General features: G+C 57.0%; 15 protein-coding genes, 1 tRNA gene and 1 pseudogene. 5 read left to right on the forward strand and 12 right to left on the reverse strand.

Annotated features, from left to right (window positions below; genetic code table 11):
• Position 1: 1 nt before the first annotated feature.
• The 3 genes from ABRZ26_RS19900 to ABRZ26_RS19910 are packed head-to-tail and all read right to left on the reverse strand — an operon-like array spanning position 2 to position 2842.
• Positions 2-808, reverse strand: a complete 807-nt coding sequence (locus ABRZ26_RS19900) for a putative hydro-lyase (protein ID WP_319605865.1) — start codon at positions 806-808, stop codon at positions 2-4.
• Positions 808-1578 (reverse strand): LamB/YcsF family protein, encoded by a 771-nt coding sequence (locus ABRZ26_RS19905; RefSeq protein WP_319605866.1) that lies wholly within the window; start codon positions 1576-1578, stop codon positions 808-810. The genes ABRZ26_RS19900 and ABRZ26_RS19905 overlap by 1 nt, the downstream gene beginning before the upstream one ends.
• A gap of 37 nt (positions 1579-1615) precedes the next feature.
• Positions 1616-2842, reverse strand: a complete 1227-nt coding sequence (locus ABRZ26_RS19910) for an NRAMP family divalent metal transporter (protein WP_319605867.1) — start codon at positions 2840-2842, stop codon at positions 1616-1618.
• Positions 2843-3141: 299 nt separating this feature from the next.
• Between ABRZ26_RS19910 and ABRZ26_RS19915 the strand changes: the two genes are divergently transcribed.
• Positions 3142-3804 (forward strand): GntR family transcriptional regulator, encoded by a 663-nt coding sequence (locus ABRZ26_RS19915; RefSeq protein ID WP_319605909.1) that lies wholly within the window; start codon positions 3142-3144, stop codon positions 3802-3804.
• A gap of 194 nt (positions 3805-3998) precedes the next feature.
• Here ABRZ26_RS19915 and ABRZ26_RS19920 read toward each other — a convergent pair whose 3' ends face one another.
• Entirely contained in the window at positions 3999-4451 is a 453-nt protein-coding gene (locus tag ABRZ26_RS19920; RefSeq protein WP_319605868.1) for an NUDIX hydrolase, read from the reverse strand.
• A 200-nt stretch (positions 4452-4651) separates the two neighbouring features.
• A complete protein-coding gene (locus ABRZ26_RS19925; protein WP_319605869.1) occupies positions 4652-5554 on the reverse strand; it encodes a LysR substrate-binding domain-containing protein in 903 nt (300 codons plus the stop codon).
• A 173-nt stretch (positions 5555-5727) separates the two neighbouring features.
• Between ABRZ26_RS19925 and ABRZ26_RS19930 the strand changes: the two genes are divergently transcribed.
• Both ABRZ26_RS19930 and ABRZ26_RS19935 read left to right on the forward strand, forming a co-directional pair.
• Positions 5728-6567 (forward strand): MBL fold metallo-hydrolase, encoded by an 840-nt coding sequence (locus ABRZ26_RS19930; RefSeq protein ID WP_319605870.1) that lies wholly within the window; start codon positions 5728-5730, stop codon positions 6565-6567.
• A 473-nt stretch (positions 6568-7040) separates the two neighbouring features.
• On the forward strand, positions 7041-7376 hold the full coding sequence (locus ABRZ26_RS19935) for a hypothetical protein (RefSeq protein WP_319605871.1): 336 nt from the start codon (positions 7041-7043) through the stop codon (positions 7374-7376).
• Positions 7377-7468: 92 nt separating this feature from the next.
• Here ABRZ26_RS19935 and ABRZ26_RS19940 read toward each other — a convergent pair.
• Positions 7469-7603: pseudogene (locus ABRZ26_RS19940) on the reverse strand (type IV pilin); the annotation flags it as partial.
• Positions 7604-7673: 70 nt separating this feature from the next.
• On the opposite strand from ABRZ26_RS19940, the gene ABRZ26_RS19945 reads away from it, so the two are divergent.
• Positions 7674-8288: a hypothetical protein gene (locus ABRZ26_RS19945; RefSeq protein ID WP_319605872.1), complete on the forward strand. Its 615-nt coding sequence runs from the start codon at positions 7674-7676 to the stop codon at positions 8286-8288.
• Positions 8285-8716, forward strand: coding sequence for a hypothetical protein (locus tag ABRZ26_RS19950; RefSeq protein ID WP_319605873.1), 432 nt, complete (start codon positions 8285-8287; stop codon positions 8714-8716). Before ABRZ26_RS19945 ends, ABRZ26_RS19950 begins: the two co-directional genes overlap by 4 nt.
• Positions 8717-9141: 425 nt before the next feature.
• On the opposite strand, the gene ABRZ26_RS19955 is transcribed toward ABRZ26_RS19950, so the two are convergent.
• The 6 genes from ABRZ26_RS19955 to ABRZ26_RS19980 all read right to left on the reverse strand — a co-directional run bounded on the left by ABRZ26_RS19955 (position 9142) and on the right by ABRZ26_RS19980 (position 15110).
• Positions 9142-9495: a DUF2778 domain-containing protein gene (locus ABRZ26_RS19955; protein ID WP_413556347.1), complete on the reverse strand. Its 354-nt coding sequence runs from the start codon at positions 9493-9495 to the stop codon at positions 9142-9144.
• Between the two features lie 164 nt (positions 9496-9659).
• Positions 9660-9736 (reverse strand) — tRNA-Arg (locus ABRZ26_RS19960).
• Between the two features lie 232 nt (positions 9737-9968).
• Complete coding sequence (locus tag ABRZ26_RS19965; RefSeq protein ID WP_319605874.1) at positions 9969-12332, reverse strand: penicillin acylase family protein; 2364 nt, start codon at positions 12330-12332, stop codon at positions 9969-9971.
• 10 nt (positions 12333-12342) lie between these two features.
• A complete protein-coding gene (locus ABRZ26_RS19970; protein ID WP_319605875.1) occupies positions 12343-13320 on the reverse strand; it encodes an ABC transporter ATP-binding protein in 978 nt (325 codons plus the stop codon).
• Complete coding sequence (locus ABRZ26_RS19975; RefSeq protein ID WP_319605876.1) at positions 13317-14309, reverse strand: ABC transporter ATP-binding protein; 993 nt, start codon at positions 14307-14309, stop codon at positions 13317-13319. The genes ABRZ26_RS19970 and ABRZ26_RS19975 overlap by 4 nt, the downstream gene beginning before the upstream one ends.
• A gap of 18 nt (positions 14310-14327) precedes the next feature.
• Positions 14328-15110, reverse strand: a complete 783-nt coding sequence (locus tag ABRZ26_RS19980; protein WP_319605877.1) for an SDR family NAD(P)-dependent oxidoreductase — start codon at positions 15108-15110, stop codon at positions 14328-14330.
• Positions 15111-15112: the final 2 nt, after the last annotated feature.

Consider the following 15112-nt stretch of genomic DNA (forward strand, 5'->3'; position numbering starts at 1 on the left):
CCTAGACATGCCAGGTGCTGTCGGGCACATCGGTGATAAACATATGTCCCGGCGCATGCGTGATGGCGAAAGGTACGCCGGACGCCATCACCGCCGCCTGCGGCGTCACCCCGCAGGCCCAGAACACCGGCAGCTCGCCGGGCTCTATGCGCACCGCGTCGCCGAAATCGGGGCGCGCCAGATCGGCGATGCCCAACTGCTCCGGCGCGCCGATATGCACCGGCGCGCCATGCACCGCCGGAAATCGGCCGGAGATCGTCGCGGCGTCCGCCACCCGGTCCGCCGGGATCGGCCGCATGGAGACCACCATCTCGCCGTGCAGCCGGCCCGCCGGGCGACACTGGCGGTTAGTGCGGTACATCGGCACATTGCTGCCGTCGGCGATATGGCGCACCTCGATCTCCGCTTCCTGTAGCGCCGTTTCGAAAGTGAAGCTGCAACCGATAAGGAAGGTGACCAAATCGGGATGTTCTTGCCATAGGGCGCTGGCGTCGCTGACTTCTTCCACCAGCTTGCCGTCGCGCCAGAGGCGGTAGAGCGGAAAATCGCGGCGCAGATCGGCGCCTTCCGCGAGAATGGTGGTGTGGCTGCCGGGATCGCTGACGTCCAGCACCGGACAGGCGCGCGGATTGCGTTGGGCGTACAGCAGAAAATCGTAGGCCCATTCGCGCGGCAACGCGATCATATTGGCTTGCGTCATGCCGGGCGCGACCCCGGCGGTAGGTTCGACCAGCCCGTCGCGGTAACGGGCGCGAGCGGCGCGGGCGGCTTCAATCGCCTGGCGTTTGGCTTGTTCTAACGTATCCATTAATCCTCCTGAGCGGTAAAGGGACGAAGCGCGACGCCGGCCTTTTCCAGCGCGAGACGCACCTGGCGCGCCATCTCCAGCGCGCCCGGGCTGTCGCCGTGTACGCAAATCGAGTCGGCCTGAACCGGCGTCAGCGTACCGTCGATGGCTTCGACCACGCCGTCTTCCACCAGCCGGAGCATGCGTTGCGCCACGTCTGCGGCGTCATGCAGCACGGAACCGGGCAGACGGCGGGAAACCAGCGTGCCTTCGGCGGTGTAGGCGCGATCGGCGAAGGCTTCGGCCACGGTTGTCAGGCCTTTTTCGCGCGCCAGGTCGAGCAGCGGGGAGCCGGCGAGGCATACCAGCACCAGGCTGGCGTCGATTTCGAGGATCGCCTGAATCACGTCGAGCGCCTGACGCCGGTCGCCGGCGATGGTGTTATAGAGCGCGCCGTGCGGCTTGACGTAGCTCACCGTGGCGCCGGCGGAGGTCGCCAGGCCTTTCAGCGCGCCGATTTGATATATCACGCCGGCGGTCAGGTCGGCGCTGGCGATATCCATATTGCGGCGGCCGAAGCCCGCCAAATCCGGATAACCGACGTGCGCGCCGACCGCTACGCCGCGCTGTCCGGCGGCGCGCAGCGTGCGCAGAATGCCGGCCGGATCGCCGGCGTGAAAACCACAGGCGACGTTGGCGCTGGTGACGATGTCGAGCATGGCGTCGTCATCGCCCATTTTCCACTGGCCGAAACTCTCGCCCAGGTCGCTGTTTAAATCGATAGTCGTCATATAAGCGTCCTCGTATCAGGCTCCGTTATCATATTCATTAAAGGAAAGCGAAGATCGGACCGATGGATTTGACTGCCATATACCAGGTCAGTACACAGGTAATGGCGCCGATCAGCAGCAGCCAGCGTGAATAATGGTGGCCGCCCATCAGGTCGCTGCGTCGCCAGCCGACGTACATGAACAGCGTCAGCCCGATGGGCAGAATCAGCCCGTTGAATCCGCCGGCGAACACCAGCAGCGCCGCCGGCGGCGTGCCGAGCAGCAGATAAACCAGTAGGGAAAACGTGATAAAGATCACCGTCGCCTGATTGCGTCCCCGTTCGGTGATTTTGGGTTTGAATACGGTAACAAATGAGATTGAGGTGTAGGCGGCGCCGATGACGCTGGTGATGCCCGCGGCCCACAGGATCAGGCCGAACGCGCGCAGACCGAATTCGCCGGCCGCGGCCTGGAATGCCTGAGCGGCCGGGTTGGCGCCCTGGCCGGAGGTATCGATGATCACGCCGCTGGCCACCACGCCGAGAATGGCGAGGAACAGAATATAGCGCATTACCCCGGTCACCATGATGCCGTGCAGCGCGGCTTTGGATACTTCGTTGATATGTTCCGCGCCGGTGGCGCCTTTATCCAGCAGTCGGTGGGCGCCGGCATAGGTGATATAGCCGCCGACCGTGCCGCCGACGATCGTGGTGATCGTGGCGAAGTTGACGTGATCCGGCCAGACGGTTTGGCGCAGCGCCTCGCCCAGCGGCGGGTTGGAGGCGAAGGCGACGAACAGCGTCAAACCGATCATCAGCAGTCCGAGCACGATCATAATACGGTCGACCGCGACGCCGGCGCGGCGTGAGATAAAGATGCCGATGGCGATAATGGCGCTCAACGCGCCGCCCCATTTCGGCGGCAGGCCGAGCATGGCGTCCAGCCCGAGGCCGGCGCCGGCGATATTGCCGATATTGAACACCAGACCGCCGAAAATCACCAGCACCGCCAGCAGGTAACCGCTGCCTGGCAGCGTAGCGTTGGCGATATCGGAAGCGCGCATGCCGGTCAGCGTCACGATGCGCCAGACATTTAGCTGGACGACGAAGTCGATCAGAATTGAGGCGAGGATACCGAAGGCGAATGCGGCGCCCATGTTGGCGGTAAAGGTGGCGGTCTGCGTGATGAATCCGGGGCCGATGGCCGAGGTGGCCATCAGAAATATCGCCGCGATTAGCGAAGCTCGGCGCTTTTTAGCGAAATCGCTGGTTACCTGGGTTGACATAATGCGCACTCCTGGTGGGGATGTTTAACGATAAAAAATGCAATAGCTGTGCCAGAGTAGGGTGACTGGAGGTAAGTTGTTGGCTTATATGAATTGTTTTGTTCAACAATAATGCCCGGACGGGCGATGGATTGACCCCATACCGTTCATTGTAGTCGCATAATGCACTTTCGTGGTGCATTCGCGGCATCGGCAACGGGCCGGTACACCATTTGCTTGACGGGTGATGAGTAACTCGGAGATGATCGCAGCCACCGGCAGGACGTTCGCCGCGCCGGATTGCAGGCAATGGATGGATGATGAAGAAAGAATTACCTGAGGATACCCGCCCGTTGGGGGAAAAAGTGACGCAGGAAATCCGGCGTATGCTGGTTGAGGGCGAACTTCAGCCCGGTCAGCGGCTGTCGGAAGCGGCGCTGAGCGACGATTTGGCGATTTCGCGCAACACGCTGCGCGAGGCCTTTCGCGTCCTGACCCAGGAAGGGCTGCTGCGTCATGAGCCGAATCGCGGCGTCTTCGTCGCGACGCCCAGCATGGCGTCCATTATCGATATCTATCGCGTCAGACGCTTTATCGAATGTCAGGCGCTGGCGCAAGCCTGGCCCGGTCATCCGGCCATTCAGCATCTCGCCGAGGCCATCGCCGCCGCCCGCAACTGCCGCGAGGCGCAGGACTGGCTTGGCGTGGGTACCGCCAATATGACGTTCCATGCCGCGGTTGTCGAATTGGCCGACAGCGAGCGGCTGAATACCTTTTTTGGCCATCTGCTGGCCGAATTGCGTCTGGCGTTCGGGCTGCTGCGCGACGCCGAATTCCTGCATGCGCCCTATATCGATATGAACGACCAAATTCTACAGTTGATCGAATCCGGTCAAGGACAGCAAGCGGCGCAGGCGATGGAAAACTATCTGGTGCAGTCGGAGCGCACCTTGCTGGCCGCCTGGGCGCGGGGAATGAAATAGTCACTCGCGCAGGGCAAATCAACAAAAAACTGAATGTGAGCATCGCTGCGCCAAATAGCAATATATTGCTATTTGGCGATGAACAATGTGGGCAAGTCGGGGGAGCATGGCTAAAGCCAGCGCTGCCGCCCGTCTTTATGAAAAACGACAATCCCAGCGGCAGAGCAGAATTTACTTACGTCTCTAATAAACTTTTAAAGTCTTCCCATTAACATTCTTTGTTTTAGTTCCCATGCCGCCGTTCTATTACTATCCCATGTGTTATATTTACTTAAATCCGAATATTTAATGATATTAAACTCTGTGTGCTCATCACTAAGGTTTATTGTTGAATTTGCAGAGAGCCTCACGGCAAAGGCATATTCAGTAACGGTATAAAAATCATCATTCCACGCCTCATCACTTCTGAAATAGCAGCGAGGAATAGAACACACAGATTCAAGCTGGGTAAAGCTTGAATCTTTAAGTATGACCCCTAACTCTTCAGATGACTCACGAATTGCAGCGCTCAATATAGTTTCATTTTCCTCTACTCCTCCTGCAACCCATTGCCAATAATCCATATCTCTTCGTTTCAGCAAGTATAAATACAATTCATTTTTGTCAATTAGATAAGGAATGACCAATACCTGTTTGGGTTCACGCATAAATATATTTACCTTTATGATTAAAAAATGGCTGTCATTGCACTTTGCTGCGATTTGATTTTTTTTATAATTGTTCTTAGCAGGATTAATCCGCTCAACCTGGCGGCAGAGGATAATGCATTATATCCTGTTTTGCGCGAGGGCACACATCGGATGGCCGCGTGGTTCGTCTGTCCGATAACATGGAGAAAGGAAATTCCCTACGACCCAACCGCCGTCGTCTGTTTTGCTTCTTCTATTATCCATTGAGCAAACACTTGTATTGGCTTCCCGCTTAATCCGAGCGGTTCAGGCAGGATGAGGCAGAATGTTTTGGCGATGGTTTTTCCCTCTGGCCACGGCGCAACCAACCGGCCTTGCGCAAGTTCGGTTTCAACGTAGAGGCGCGGCACTAACGCTACGCCGAGGCCGGCCAATGCCGCTTCGATCAACATGGCATGAAGATCGTAGCGCGCGCCAATAGCAGGATTGGTCAGCGAGATCTCCGTCTCCTGGGCGTAGCGTTGCCAGGCTTCAGGGTTCTGTCGTCGATGCAGGCGCGGCAGCGTATCTAATGTGTTTATCCCTTCGCCGTCGCTGACAAGATCAGGATGGCAAACCGGAACCAGCACTTCATTCAGTAGGGGATGCGTCCGCATTCCCGTCCAGGCCGGATGTTCGAAATGGATTGCCGCATCGAATCCGCTTTCGGCCAGCACGAAGGGTTCCATGCGCTCGGCGAGATGCACCGTGATGTTCGGATGTTTCTGCCGGAATCGTGACAGGCGAGGAATGAGCCAGCGCAGCGCGAAAGTCGGGATGGCGGCAATGTCCAGGCTCGCGCCATCGCTCGGCTGCCCCATCAGGTACTGACTGTCCCGATCCAGTCGATCAAGCATTTCACGAACTTGCCCCGCATAGCGCTCCCCGTTAGGCAGGAGCCGGACGCGATTTCCGATTCGCTCGAACAGCATAACGCCGAGGAATGTTTCCAGGCGGCCAATCTGACGGCTGATAGCGCCTTCGGTTAGAGACAGTTCATTCGCGGCGCGAGCGAAACTGCCATGACGAGCCGCGGCCTCGAATGCCATCAGTGAAGTATTGCTGGGGATCTTCCGGCGCATGGGCGCTCCTGATACGGATTTGGATATCCGACTTAGCTTGATATTTTGTCACTGAAGCATACCGAAAAATCGATTTCTATGCGCGTTTAGCGCTCATACCATGACATGACATCAACAAAGGCGTCCGGACGCGTAAGCATAGGGTCGCCTGATTATCGGGAAGAAATAGGGCGATGAATAACATGAAATTTCCAGTCCAGCAGATTGGCGCGTTTTCGATCAAGGCGATCGATGATGGATACCTCTCTGCCAGTCTGGATTTGCTCTCCAATATTGATCCGGCGGATGCGTCCGAGTTACAGCAAGGCGCGGGTGTGAACGATCCCTCTTCTATTCACATCAATTGCTACCTGGTGCGTGGTCGTGGCCGCACGATTCTGATTGACGCAGGGGCAGGGGGATTTAAACAGTGGGGCGGCAAGCTACAAGTGAATCTCGCGCTTGCCGGCGTACGCCCCTCCGACATTGACACGATTCTTCTGACGCACGCGCATCCCGACCATATCGGGGGGCTGCTTGATTCGTCAGGAAAAGCGGCCTTCCCCGATTCAGAGTTAGTCGTCCACCAGCGGGAGGTTTCTTTCTGGCAGGATGACGGTAATCTCAGCCGGGCGAGTGAGCGCGCTCGCGGAAACTTTCTGTTTGCCCGCAATGTGTTCGATAAGTATCGGGATAAGATACGCACGTTTACTGATAACGAAGTCCTTCCCGGCGTCAGTGCGGTTCCCCTGCCGGGGCATACCGCAGGGCATTCGGGTTATCGCCTCGAGTCCGATAATCGTAGCCTGCTGATTTGGGGGGATATCGTTCATTTCCCTCAAGTTCAGATTGCTCGTCCCGACGTATCGATCGCATTTGACCAAGACCCGACGCTTGCCGCCGACACTCGTTTAAAATTATTGGATATCGTCAGCGCGGACCAGACTCTTATCGCTGGCATGCACCTTGGCGAACTCGGATTCGCACATATCGAGAGGGCAGGTAAGGCCTATAAAATAGCTGACGAAAATTGAGCGCTACAGGATTTGAATGAAAAAAACGTTATCAGGATATGGTCGATGTCGCTTTGTCGAATGCGTCCTTCCTATCCGAACAGGAACGGGAAATTCACCGCCTTAAGCCAAAATTGCCGAATAGGAAGAGGATAAAATTATCCTGAAAAAAGCGGCGACGTTCTTTGCGTGGGAGGGCCGCTGATATGCGCCATGGCCGCCTACTTATCCGCGTTTCATGCGGTGAACCCAATCTGTCGGTTGCTCAATTTCAGCGAGCCGTATACCTGGATATTCAGATGTTTTAAAATCGCCGTCGAAGGCTCTCAACGTTGGGTTATCAAACGCCGGTGGATTAGGAAATGGCAGCGTAATTAGGTGGGAATAATTTCGGGGTCAGATCAGTTACGTCCTTGAGGCGACTTTACATCCGGGATTGTTAAAGTCATTACAAGTGATCGAACATCGCTTTCATACAAGGGAGTGGAGTAATTATGCTGAAAGTAGTGAAGTGGGTCGGACTGTCAATTCTCTCTGGGCTTATCCTTTGCTGGCTGTTTGTCTATCTTGTTGCGTCGGGTATCAATGAAACCACCACCTATACAGAAAACGACTTGTATAATTATCATACCCTGACGGAAAAGAGATTGAAAAGGCTCCCCGTATATCTGGCGACTATCACTTTGAATCACATCCAGGCGACGGCTATGCGCCATCGAATACGATTATTTTCAGAGGGGCATCAGATGTTGAGCCATTACGAGCGTATTTGGAAAACTTGGGCTACATCAAACAGAGAAATCATTCTAATGAGGCAGAAGTTTGGGTAAAGCCGGAACAGGCAAACAGCGACCTCTTTTATCTTTACTTTAATCGCGCTACTGGCGAAGCTGAGTTAACCAAGGAGATAAGAAACTAAATATACCCCAGCCTGAATTTTCGCTATGTTATGACTTTCCGCTGTGGCTCTTTGCGAGGACTGAACCTTTGGATAAACAATCAATGCTTCAGCCACTAACGTTGCGATAATCCCAAAGACTAAAAGTAGTTCAGACAGGGAAAATTAATTTCAGGCACCTTATGGAAACAGAGGTATTGTTTATATAGAAGTACTGGGATGGGTAGATTTGGGACAGGCTCAGGGCACGGATATCCGAGAACTTTTGAGATTAATTGCGCAGGGTGAGTCATCAGGGAAGGAATTTTATGATGTCGGGTATTCACAAGGAATGACTGGGCTTAGAGGGCAGTTTCGGTCAGGGAAGGTGATGACCTGGTGGATACGGTGCGGCAGACCTCACTGGGAACAGAAAAACATTGCCCTGGCGATGATGATGACGATGGCACGCAAGTTTGAGGTGTTTCAGGAGGCGTTTCCCAATAACTTAGTGACGGACAGTGGCTTCAGCGGTGAGGATTTGGTCTCCGATTTGCTTGGCTTTTACCGTGTTGTATCGGTTCAGAATCCTTTCCCTCAACTCCGGCCTGTTAGCAAGGAGGAAGCCCTTAAACGCTGGGATTACTACGGTAAAATCGGTAATTGGAAGAACGAGACGTTTCAGCCTCTGCTGTTCCCTGACCCGGAAAAGTTCCCGCACTCTCGTCCCCATAAAGGAGTGTTACCGGCGTTTATGCGGACGATAGTCCCTTATAACGATTTTCTGTCTGGAAACGTCATTGTGCCTCAGCACGATAAGACTTTTGTTGTCTTAGGTTCTGGTAACAATAGGATGGGGTTATGAGGCGAAATATAATTATTCTGATCAGTGTTGCTGTTATTGGTGCTCTTGCGCTGACTGTTGTATGGCCGTATATACAGATGGAGTTTGCCAGCAGTGCTCATTATACCCAGATGGATAAGCGTGAGTACGAGTATTACACGCCAGATTTATTGAAAGAAATGCCGCGCATATCTGACAATTACGAGTTCAGTTATAGCAATATCAGTGGTCCACAAGCTTTTGTCTATGGTATTCAGTTCAATGGCACGACCGATACCAGTAAAATTCGTGAATACCTGAGAGCCGAAGGATATGAACAGCAAAAGCAATGTCAAACAGAAGCTGAATGTTGGCGATCTCCACGGAGTAAAGATGTTGTGTCGTTTTATAGCTTGTCTAAATTAGATTTGGTTAGTGTCGAAATTTATCGACGTGAGCATGCTGATTAAATTGATGTATCTCTGGAATGGAAAGGATCTTCTTGAGATCCTTTAGCGTTCTTTTGTATAGCTCTTCTGCTTACTAAGGTGTTGCTGATATATGGCTACCAGTTCACGCTGGTAGCCATATTATTCATCTTATGACGTACATTTTTCCCTTTGTAAAATTAAAAAATAAAAATCATTGTATGTTTTTTTTCTTATTCATGATTTTTCTGATTATATGTGTAATTATCTTATATAAAATAATTGCCACGATGAAATCGATTACCCACATAACCGGAAAATAGATATTTTCAGGATTATTTATCCCTAAAAGATTAGACAGGTAAAACCAGAACGTTAGTTGACTTTCCGGCATAGGATAAGGATATGTGTGAACAAACATCACGGCTAAAAAGAGTAGAGTGATGAATAATAACAATTTCAAAAAATTAAGGACAAGTGCTGGCATATACGATTACCTCTATACAACCATAAGCTTGTAAGCCACTTGATCGGACCGGGACTTTTTTAGTACGCAGTAAGGCATTACGGATAGTATAAAAGTCAGAATGATGTTGGAGAGTTATACACCCTTCTGAGAGACCTAATGGTCCGATTGGGTGTAAACGAAAATTTCCTCGTTGGACACCCTCAATCCAGATGTAATCGTCGATCAAACCATCATCTTTATATAGAGCAAACCAATCACTATGGTTTGTCGGCGTGCAGGTTATCCAGGTGGGCAGTTTGTAGGATTTTTCTTTTGGCTTAGCGGCATTGATCTGACGGGCGGTTAGCTTCATTTGGGGGCATCACCTTTATTGAACCTGCAAATGCCCCCTATCAGGCCCCCAAGTGATGCTGGAACTCAAGAGACCACACTAGACCTTGATAGCCCATACTGTAGAGAATAATGCTGATTTTTAAGGGATTAGTAGACTTTAACAGACGTCAAAAGACGAAATTATGGTACGCCCTACAGGATTCGAACCTGTGACCTACGGCTTAGAAGGCCGTTGCTCTATCCAACTGAGCTAAGGGCGCATACAGGCAGGGTTGCTGTGTAATGCGGTTTGGATTATACGGAGCGGGTAGGTTGAGTCAATGGCTTTTCTGCTTGTTGCTCAGATGGTAAGCAATAAGCGGATTATTTAGTCGTTTGTCCGCGGGAGCGGTTGTCTTCAGGCCGCCCGGACAGCTATCGCTTTTGTTGCGAAACGATACCGATGTCGTTGGGCTGCCGGATGAATGCGCAGCGGTGCGGCAGATTCGCGCATTAACCCGGTTGCAGCACAATTCTTTGGCGGGTGTGGGCGGTGATCTTGTCCTCGCTGTAGAGCAGCGGAACGTATTCTCCCTTCGACCAGGGGCGCGCCAAATCCCGGTAATGGGCAGAGCGCGGATCGCCGGACTGGCCGGGGGCGTTGATGCAGACCGAGTTGTCCCAGTCGCCGACATCAATCACCAGACGTACCGAAGCGCCTGCGGTCACCATAAAATCGTTGATGCGGTAACTGGCCAGCATCGGCGTCGAGCGACTGCCGCCCAGCGGCAGCGGACCGGTGTTCCATTGCCGATCGGTTCCATGCCGGGTGCGGCTAACCGCATGTTCGAACAGAGTCTGGTGCAGCCGGCCCCATCGCCATTGCCGCGCCTTCTCGCCCATATGCCGGCGACATTCGTCCCCGGCGGCGCTCAGGCTATCGAATATCAGCCGGTTGCGCGCCCGTTCTGCATTGTCGCCGAAACGCCCGTCCGGCGTTTCAATCAGTTGCAATAGGCTGTCCAGATCGCCTGGCTGTAGCAGTAGCCGTAACTCGGGATCCGGCGCCAGACGGGCAAGCAGCGCCGGACGCAGATGTTTCATCCACCAGACTTCAAACAGCGCCGCCGGGGCGCTGTCGGCGTCGATCTTATAATCCCAGTCTGCCAGCAGTCGGGTCGCCTGCCGCAGCGGCGCGCTGAGGTATTTTGGCCGTTCGATCTGCGCCAGCAGTCGGCACAGTCGCTGTGCCGGCAGCGAAAAAGTATCGTTTTGCAGCGCCTGTGCGGCCGTAATTGAATGCGCGCGATCGTCGGCCAGCACTTGCTTGATGCGCGCCGCCCGGCTGCCTTCAGCCCATTCGTGGCCGATGGACGGCGCGTCGGCGTCGCGGTCGGCCGGGATATTCATTTCGTTGGCGGTGGCGAAGAAGCCCGCGGGCGGATTGATGCTGTGCGGCAGCCGATCGGCCGGCAGATAACCGTCCCACTCGTAGCGCCCATCGCCCGGCACCGGCAGCAGACCGTGCCAATTGTGCCTGACCGGGGTAAATCCGGCGGTAAACCAGCCAATATTGCCCGCCGCATCGGCGCACACGTGATTCACCGACGGCGTTCCCCATGACGCCAGCGCTGCGCCAAACTCCGCCACGCTGGCGGCGCGCATGGCGGACAGGCTGCCGAGATAGGCGGCGGCTCCCGGCGACAGCCACACCGAGCGCAGGGCGATAGCGCGCTGGCGGGCCGGATCTTCAAATAATATCGGGCCATGACGGGTGAACGCGAGGGGCAGGGTCTGCGGGGCGTGGCCTTTGACGGCAAAGCTCTCTTCCACGCGTTCGATCGGCTGCCAACCGTCCTGATAACGGTAGCGATCCGCATCGCCCGGCCGAGTCTGATAGACGTACACGTCTTCCTGATCGGCGCCGAAAATGGTCAGGCCGAAAGCGGTTTGACCATTATGGCCGAGGGAAATGCCGGGCGCGCTGGGTTCGCCGGCGCCGATGGCGTTAAATCCCGGCGCATGCAGATGCACCAGATAGCGCAAGGAGGGCGCCGCGTGGGCGCGATGGGGATCGCTCGCCAGCAGCGGCCGGCCGCTGGCGGTGCGGCTGCCGTGGACGACCCAGTTGTTGGAGCCTTCTTCGCTGACGGCTCGGACAATATCGCCCAGATCGGTGACTTCGCTCCACGCCGAGGCCTGATCCAGGGCGGCGTTCAGCCGGTCATCGGCAAAGCTTACCGGGGCGGTGGCCAGTTTGAACAGCTTCAGCGCCTCAAGAGGAATATCCGCCGCCGACAGCCCGTCCGCCAGTTGGGGTTCCACCGGCGGCGCGATGCCTGCGCGCAGTAAGTCGGTGGCGGCGTCGCTGCGCGCCAGCACGTTCGCGCGCAAAATCTCCGACGCGGCGTTGCGCGTCAGCGCGTGGGTGCGGATGCGCACCACGTCCTCCGGCAGCCAGCGCGCCGGTTGGGTGCCGAACAGGGCAAACTCCGGCGGCAGCCGCTCCGGTTGGCGTTCGCACAGGGCAATCCAGGCGTTGATGCCGGCAACGAAAGCGGTGCAGATCTCGCGGGCATCCTCGGCATAGGCGCGCCACTCGGCCGCCATATCGCCGCGAAACAGAAAATGGCGGGCGGCATGATCCTGCGCCAGATAGCCGGGGCCGAAATCGGCGGCCAGCAGGCCGAGGCCGCGTTTGCGCCACAGATCCAGCTGCCAGAGGCGATCGCGCGCGGCGTTAACGCCCTGAGCAAAAAACAGATCTTGTTGGTTGTCGGCGCGAATATGGCTGATGCCCCAGCGGTCGATGCGCAGTTCGCAGGCCGCTTTCAGTCCCGGCAGTGACAGCGTTTCAGTGTCGATAGCGTGATTCATGGCAATCTCCTCAGGCATGATGACAGGCGACGCGGGCGCCGTCCGGCCGCGGCGTCAGCTCGGGGCGCTGCCGGGCGCAGAGCTCGGTGGCCATCGGGCAGCGGGTATGAAAAGCGCAGCCCGACGGAATGCGGGCCGGACTCGGCAGTTCGCCGCTCAGGATAACATTCGCCCTGTTGCGCTGTAGGTCGGGATCGGCCTGCGGCACCGCCGCCATCAGCGCCCGGCTGTAAGGGTGTTTGGGGTCGGCGAAAAAGGTATCGCGCCGGGCGATTTCGACGAAGCGGCCGAGATACATCACCACCACCCGATCGCAGATATGGCGTACCACCGCCAGATCGTGCGAAATGAACAAATAGGCGACGCCGGTCCGCCGCTGTAACGCGACCAGCAGATTGAGGATCTGCGCGCGCACGGAGACATCCAGCGCCGACACCGGCTCATCGCAAATCACCAGCGCCGGCTCCAGCGCCAGCGCCCGGGCGATCACCACCCGCTGACGCTGGCCGCCGGAAAACTGATGCGGATAGCGATCGGCATGCTCCGGCCGCAGACCCACCTGTATCAACAGCTTCTCCACCCGGGCGCGCAATGCGCCGCCGCGCGCCAGACCACAGGCCAGCAAGGGTTCGCCAATCGCCGCGCCGATGGTGGCGCGCGGGTCGAGGGAGAGCGCCGGATCCTGAAAAATCATCTGTACCTGACGGCGTATCGCCTTCAGCGCTTTGGGCGTCGCGCCGACCACCTGTTCGCCGCCGATCAGCACGCTGCCGGACATCGGTTTTTGCAGGCCGACCAGCGTATTGGCCAACGTGGATTTGCCGCAGCCGGATTCCCCTACCAGCGCCACGGTTTCGCCGGCGGCGATGTCCAGATCGACGCCGTTGACCGCCCGCACCACCGGCGCGGGCTTGCCGAACAGGTGGCTGCGGCGGCCGAAATGCACTTCCACATCTCGTACTTGCAGGATCTTTTCGCCGTCGCTCATCGCGCTACCCCGCTGATTTCCTTTATCCGTTCGCTATGCCAGCAGGCGGAGCGATGGCCCTCGCCGCAGTCAAACAGCGGCGGCCGTTCATCCCGGCAGATTGACGTCGCCAGCGGGCAACGATCGACGAAACGGCAGCCTTGAATAAATTGCTCCGCCGTCGGCACGCTGCCTTCGATTGTCGCCAGCACGGACTTGGGCACATCGTCGAGGCGCGGAACGCTGGCCAGCAGCAACGCGGTATAGGGGTGCGCCGGCGAGCGAAAGAGGGCATGCACCGGCGCGATCTCGGCAATCCGGCCGGCATACATCACCGCGACATGGTCCGCCATATCCGCCACCACGCCCATATCATGGGTAATCAGGACGATCGAAGTTCCTCGTTCGGCCACCAGCCGCTTCATCAGATCCAGGATCTGCGCCTGTATCGTCACGTCCAGCGCGGTGGTCGGTTCGTCCGCCACCAGCACCCGTGGGTCGCAGATGAGCGCGATGGAGATCATAATGCGCTGACACATGCCGCCCGACAGTTCGAAAGGATACTGATGCAGACGGCGCTCGGGATCGGCGATACCGACCGCCTCCAACATCTGTCGCGCCCGTTCCAGCGCCGCCGGGCGCGAAACCTGATGATGAACGCGGTAGGCGGCGGCGATCTGTTCTCCCACCGTGGTCAGCGGATCCAGGCTGGCGCCCGGCTCCTGAAAGATAATGGAAATATCCTTGCCGCGCGCGCGGCGCAACCGGCGTTCGGGCAGGGCGGCCAAATCCGTCTGCGCCAGCATGATGCGTCCGCCGATACGTCGCGCCGCCGGCGGTAAAAGGCCGAGCATGGCATAGGCGCTCAGCGACTTGCCGCAGCCGGATTCCCCCACCAGCGCCATCACCTCTCCGGGCGCGACGGCAAAGGAGACATCGTCCAGCACCCTCGCCCCGCCGATTTCAATCGACAGATTCTCTACCCGCAGCAGCGGCTCGCTAAGCGTCATATCTGTTCCTCTGTCGATTTAGCCCTGATCCGCGGCTGGCCGGGGGCGCTGATAGGCGCCGATAGCGTTGCCGCCGTCCACGCTGAGCACCGCTCCGGTAATGAAACCGGCGCGCTCGGAACAGAGATAGCCAATGGCCGCCGGCGCGTCTTCCGGCCCGCTGGCTCGCCCCAGCGGAATGCGCGCCAGCATCGCCTCGACATAATCCGCAGACAGCCGGCTGACTTCGCTGCCCGGCGCAAAGCCCGGCTCGACCACGTTAACGCGGATGCCGTACTCGGCCAATTCCAGCGCGAAGCCTTTGGATAACCGCTCCAGCGCGCTTTTGGACGTACAGTAAGGCACCGAATTCTGGTTCATCTTGCGCGCGGCGCCGGAGGAAATGTTGACAATACTGCCTTGTCGTCCGGCGTCGATCATTAGCCGGGCTATTTCCCGCGTCAGCACGAACGGCGCGCGCAGATTGACATCGAATACGCGATCCCAATCGGCCAGATCCATCTCCAGCAGAGCGAAGCGCGTATAAATGCCGGCGTTATTAATCAGGATATCCGGCGCGCCCCAGGCCTGACGCACCAGAGCCGTCAGATCCAACAGCGAGCGGTCATCGGTCAGTTCGGTGGCATGGCGTATCGTGGTCGCCGCATCCAACCCCAGCTCGCGCACCGTGGCCTCAAGCGCCTCGGCGCGGTTATCGCTCAGACACAGATGGGCGCCCTCGCGGGCGAACCAGGCGGCAATCCAGCGACCGAAAATACCGGCGGCGCCGGTGATCACCACTTTTTTATTTGCAAATTCCATGT

The organism is Brenneria sp. L4-2C (genome assembly GCF_040240335.1).
Lineage (GTDB): Bacteria > Pseudomonadota > Gammaproteobacteria > Enterobacterales > Enterobacteriaceae > Brenneria.

What these genes read in the sequence shown, in the direction of transcription:
- ABRZ26_RS19900 (WP_319605865.1), bottom strand. Translation starts at nt 808, where the DNA reads ATGGATACGTTAGAACAAGCCAAACGCCAGGCGATTGAAGCCGCCCGC.
- ABRZ26_RS19905 (WP_319605866.1), bottom strand. Translation starts at nt 1,578, where the DNA reads ATGACGACTATCGATTTAAACAGCGACCTGGGCGAGAGTTTCGGCCAG.
- ABRZ26_RS19910 (WP_319605867.1), bottom strand. Translation starts at nt 2,842, where the DNA reads ATGTCAACCCAGGTAACCAGCGATTTCGCTAAAAAGCGCCGAGCTTCG.
- ABRZ26_RS19915 (WP_319605909.1), top strand. Translation starts at nt 3,142, where the DNA reads ATGAAGAAAGAATTACCTGAGGATACCCGCCCGTTGGGGGAAAAAGTG.
- ABRZ26_RS19920 (WP_319605868.1), bottom strand. Translation starts at nt 4,451, where the DNA reads ATGCGTGAACCCAAACAGGTATTGGTCATTCCTTATCTAATTGACAAA.
- ABRZ26_RS19925 (WP_319605869.1), bottom strand. Translation starts at nt 5,554, where the DNA reads ATGCGCCGGAAGATCCCCAGCAATACTTCACTGATGGCATTCGAGGCC.
- ABRZ26_RS19930 (WP_319605870.1), top strand. Translation starts at nt 5,728, where the DNA reads ATGAATAACATGAAATTTCCAGTCCAGCAGATTGGCGCGTTTTCGATC.
- ABRZ26_RS19935 (WP_319605871.1), top strand. Translation starts at nt 7,041, where the DNA reads ATGCTGAAAGTAGTGAAGTGGGTCGGACTGTCAATTCTCTCTGGGCTT.
- ABRZ26_RS19950 (WP_319605873.1), top strand. Translation starts at nt 8,285, where the DNA reads ATGAGGCGAAATATAATTATTCTGATCAGTGTTGCTGTTATTGGTGCT.
- ABRZ26_RS19955 (WP_413556347.1), bottom strand. Translation starts at nt 9,495, where the DNA reads ATGAAGCTAACCGCCCGTCAGATCAATGCCGCTAAGCCAAAAGAAAAA.
- ABRZ26_RS19965 (WP_319605874.1), bottom strand. Translation starts at nt 12,332, where the DNA reads ATGAATCACGCTATCGACACTGAAACGCTGTCACTGCCGGGACTGAAA.
- ABRZ26_RS19970 (WP_319605875.1), bottom strand. Translation starts at nt 13,320, where the DNA reads ATGAGCGACGGCGAAAAGATCCTGCAAGTACGAGATGTGGAAGTGCAT.
- ABRZ26_RS19975 (WP_319605876.1), bottom strand. Translation starts at nt 14,309, where the DNA reads ATGACGCTTAGCGAGCCGCTGCTGCGGGTAGAGAATCTGTCGATTGAA.
- ABRZ26_RS19980 (WP_319605877.1), bottom strand. Translation starts at nt 15,110, where the DNA reads ATGGAATTTGCAAATAAAAAAGTGGTGATCACCGGCGCCGCCGGTATT.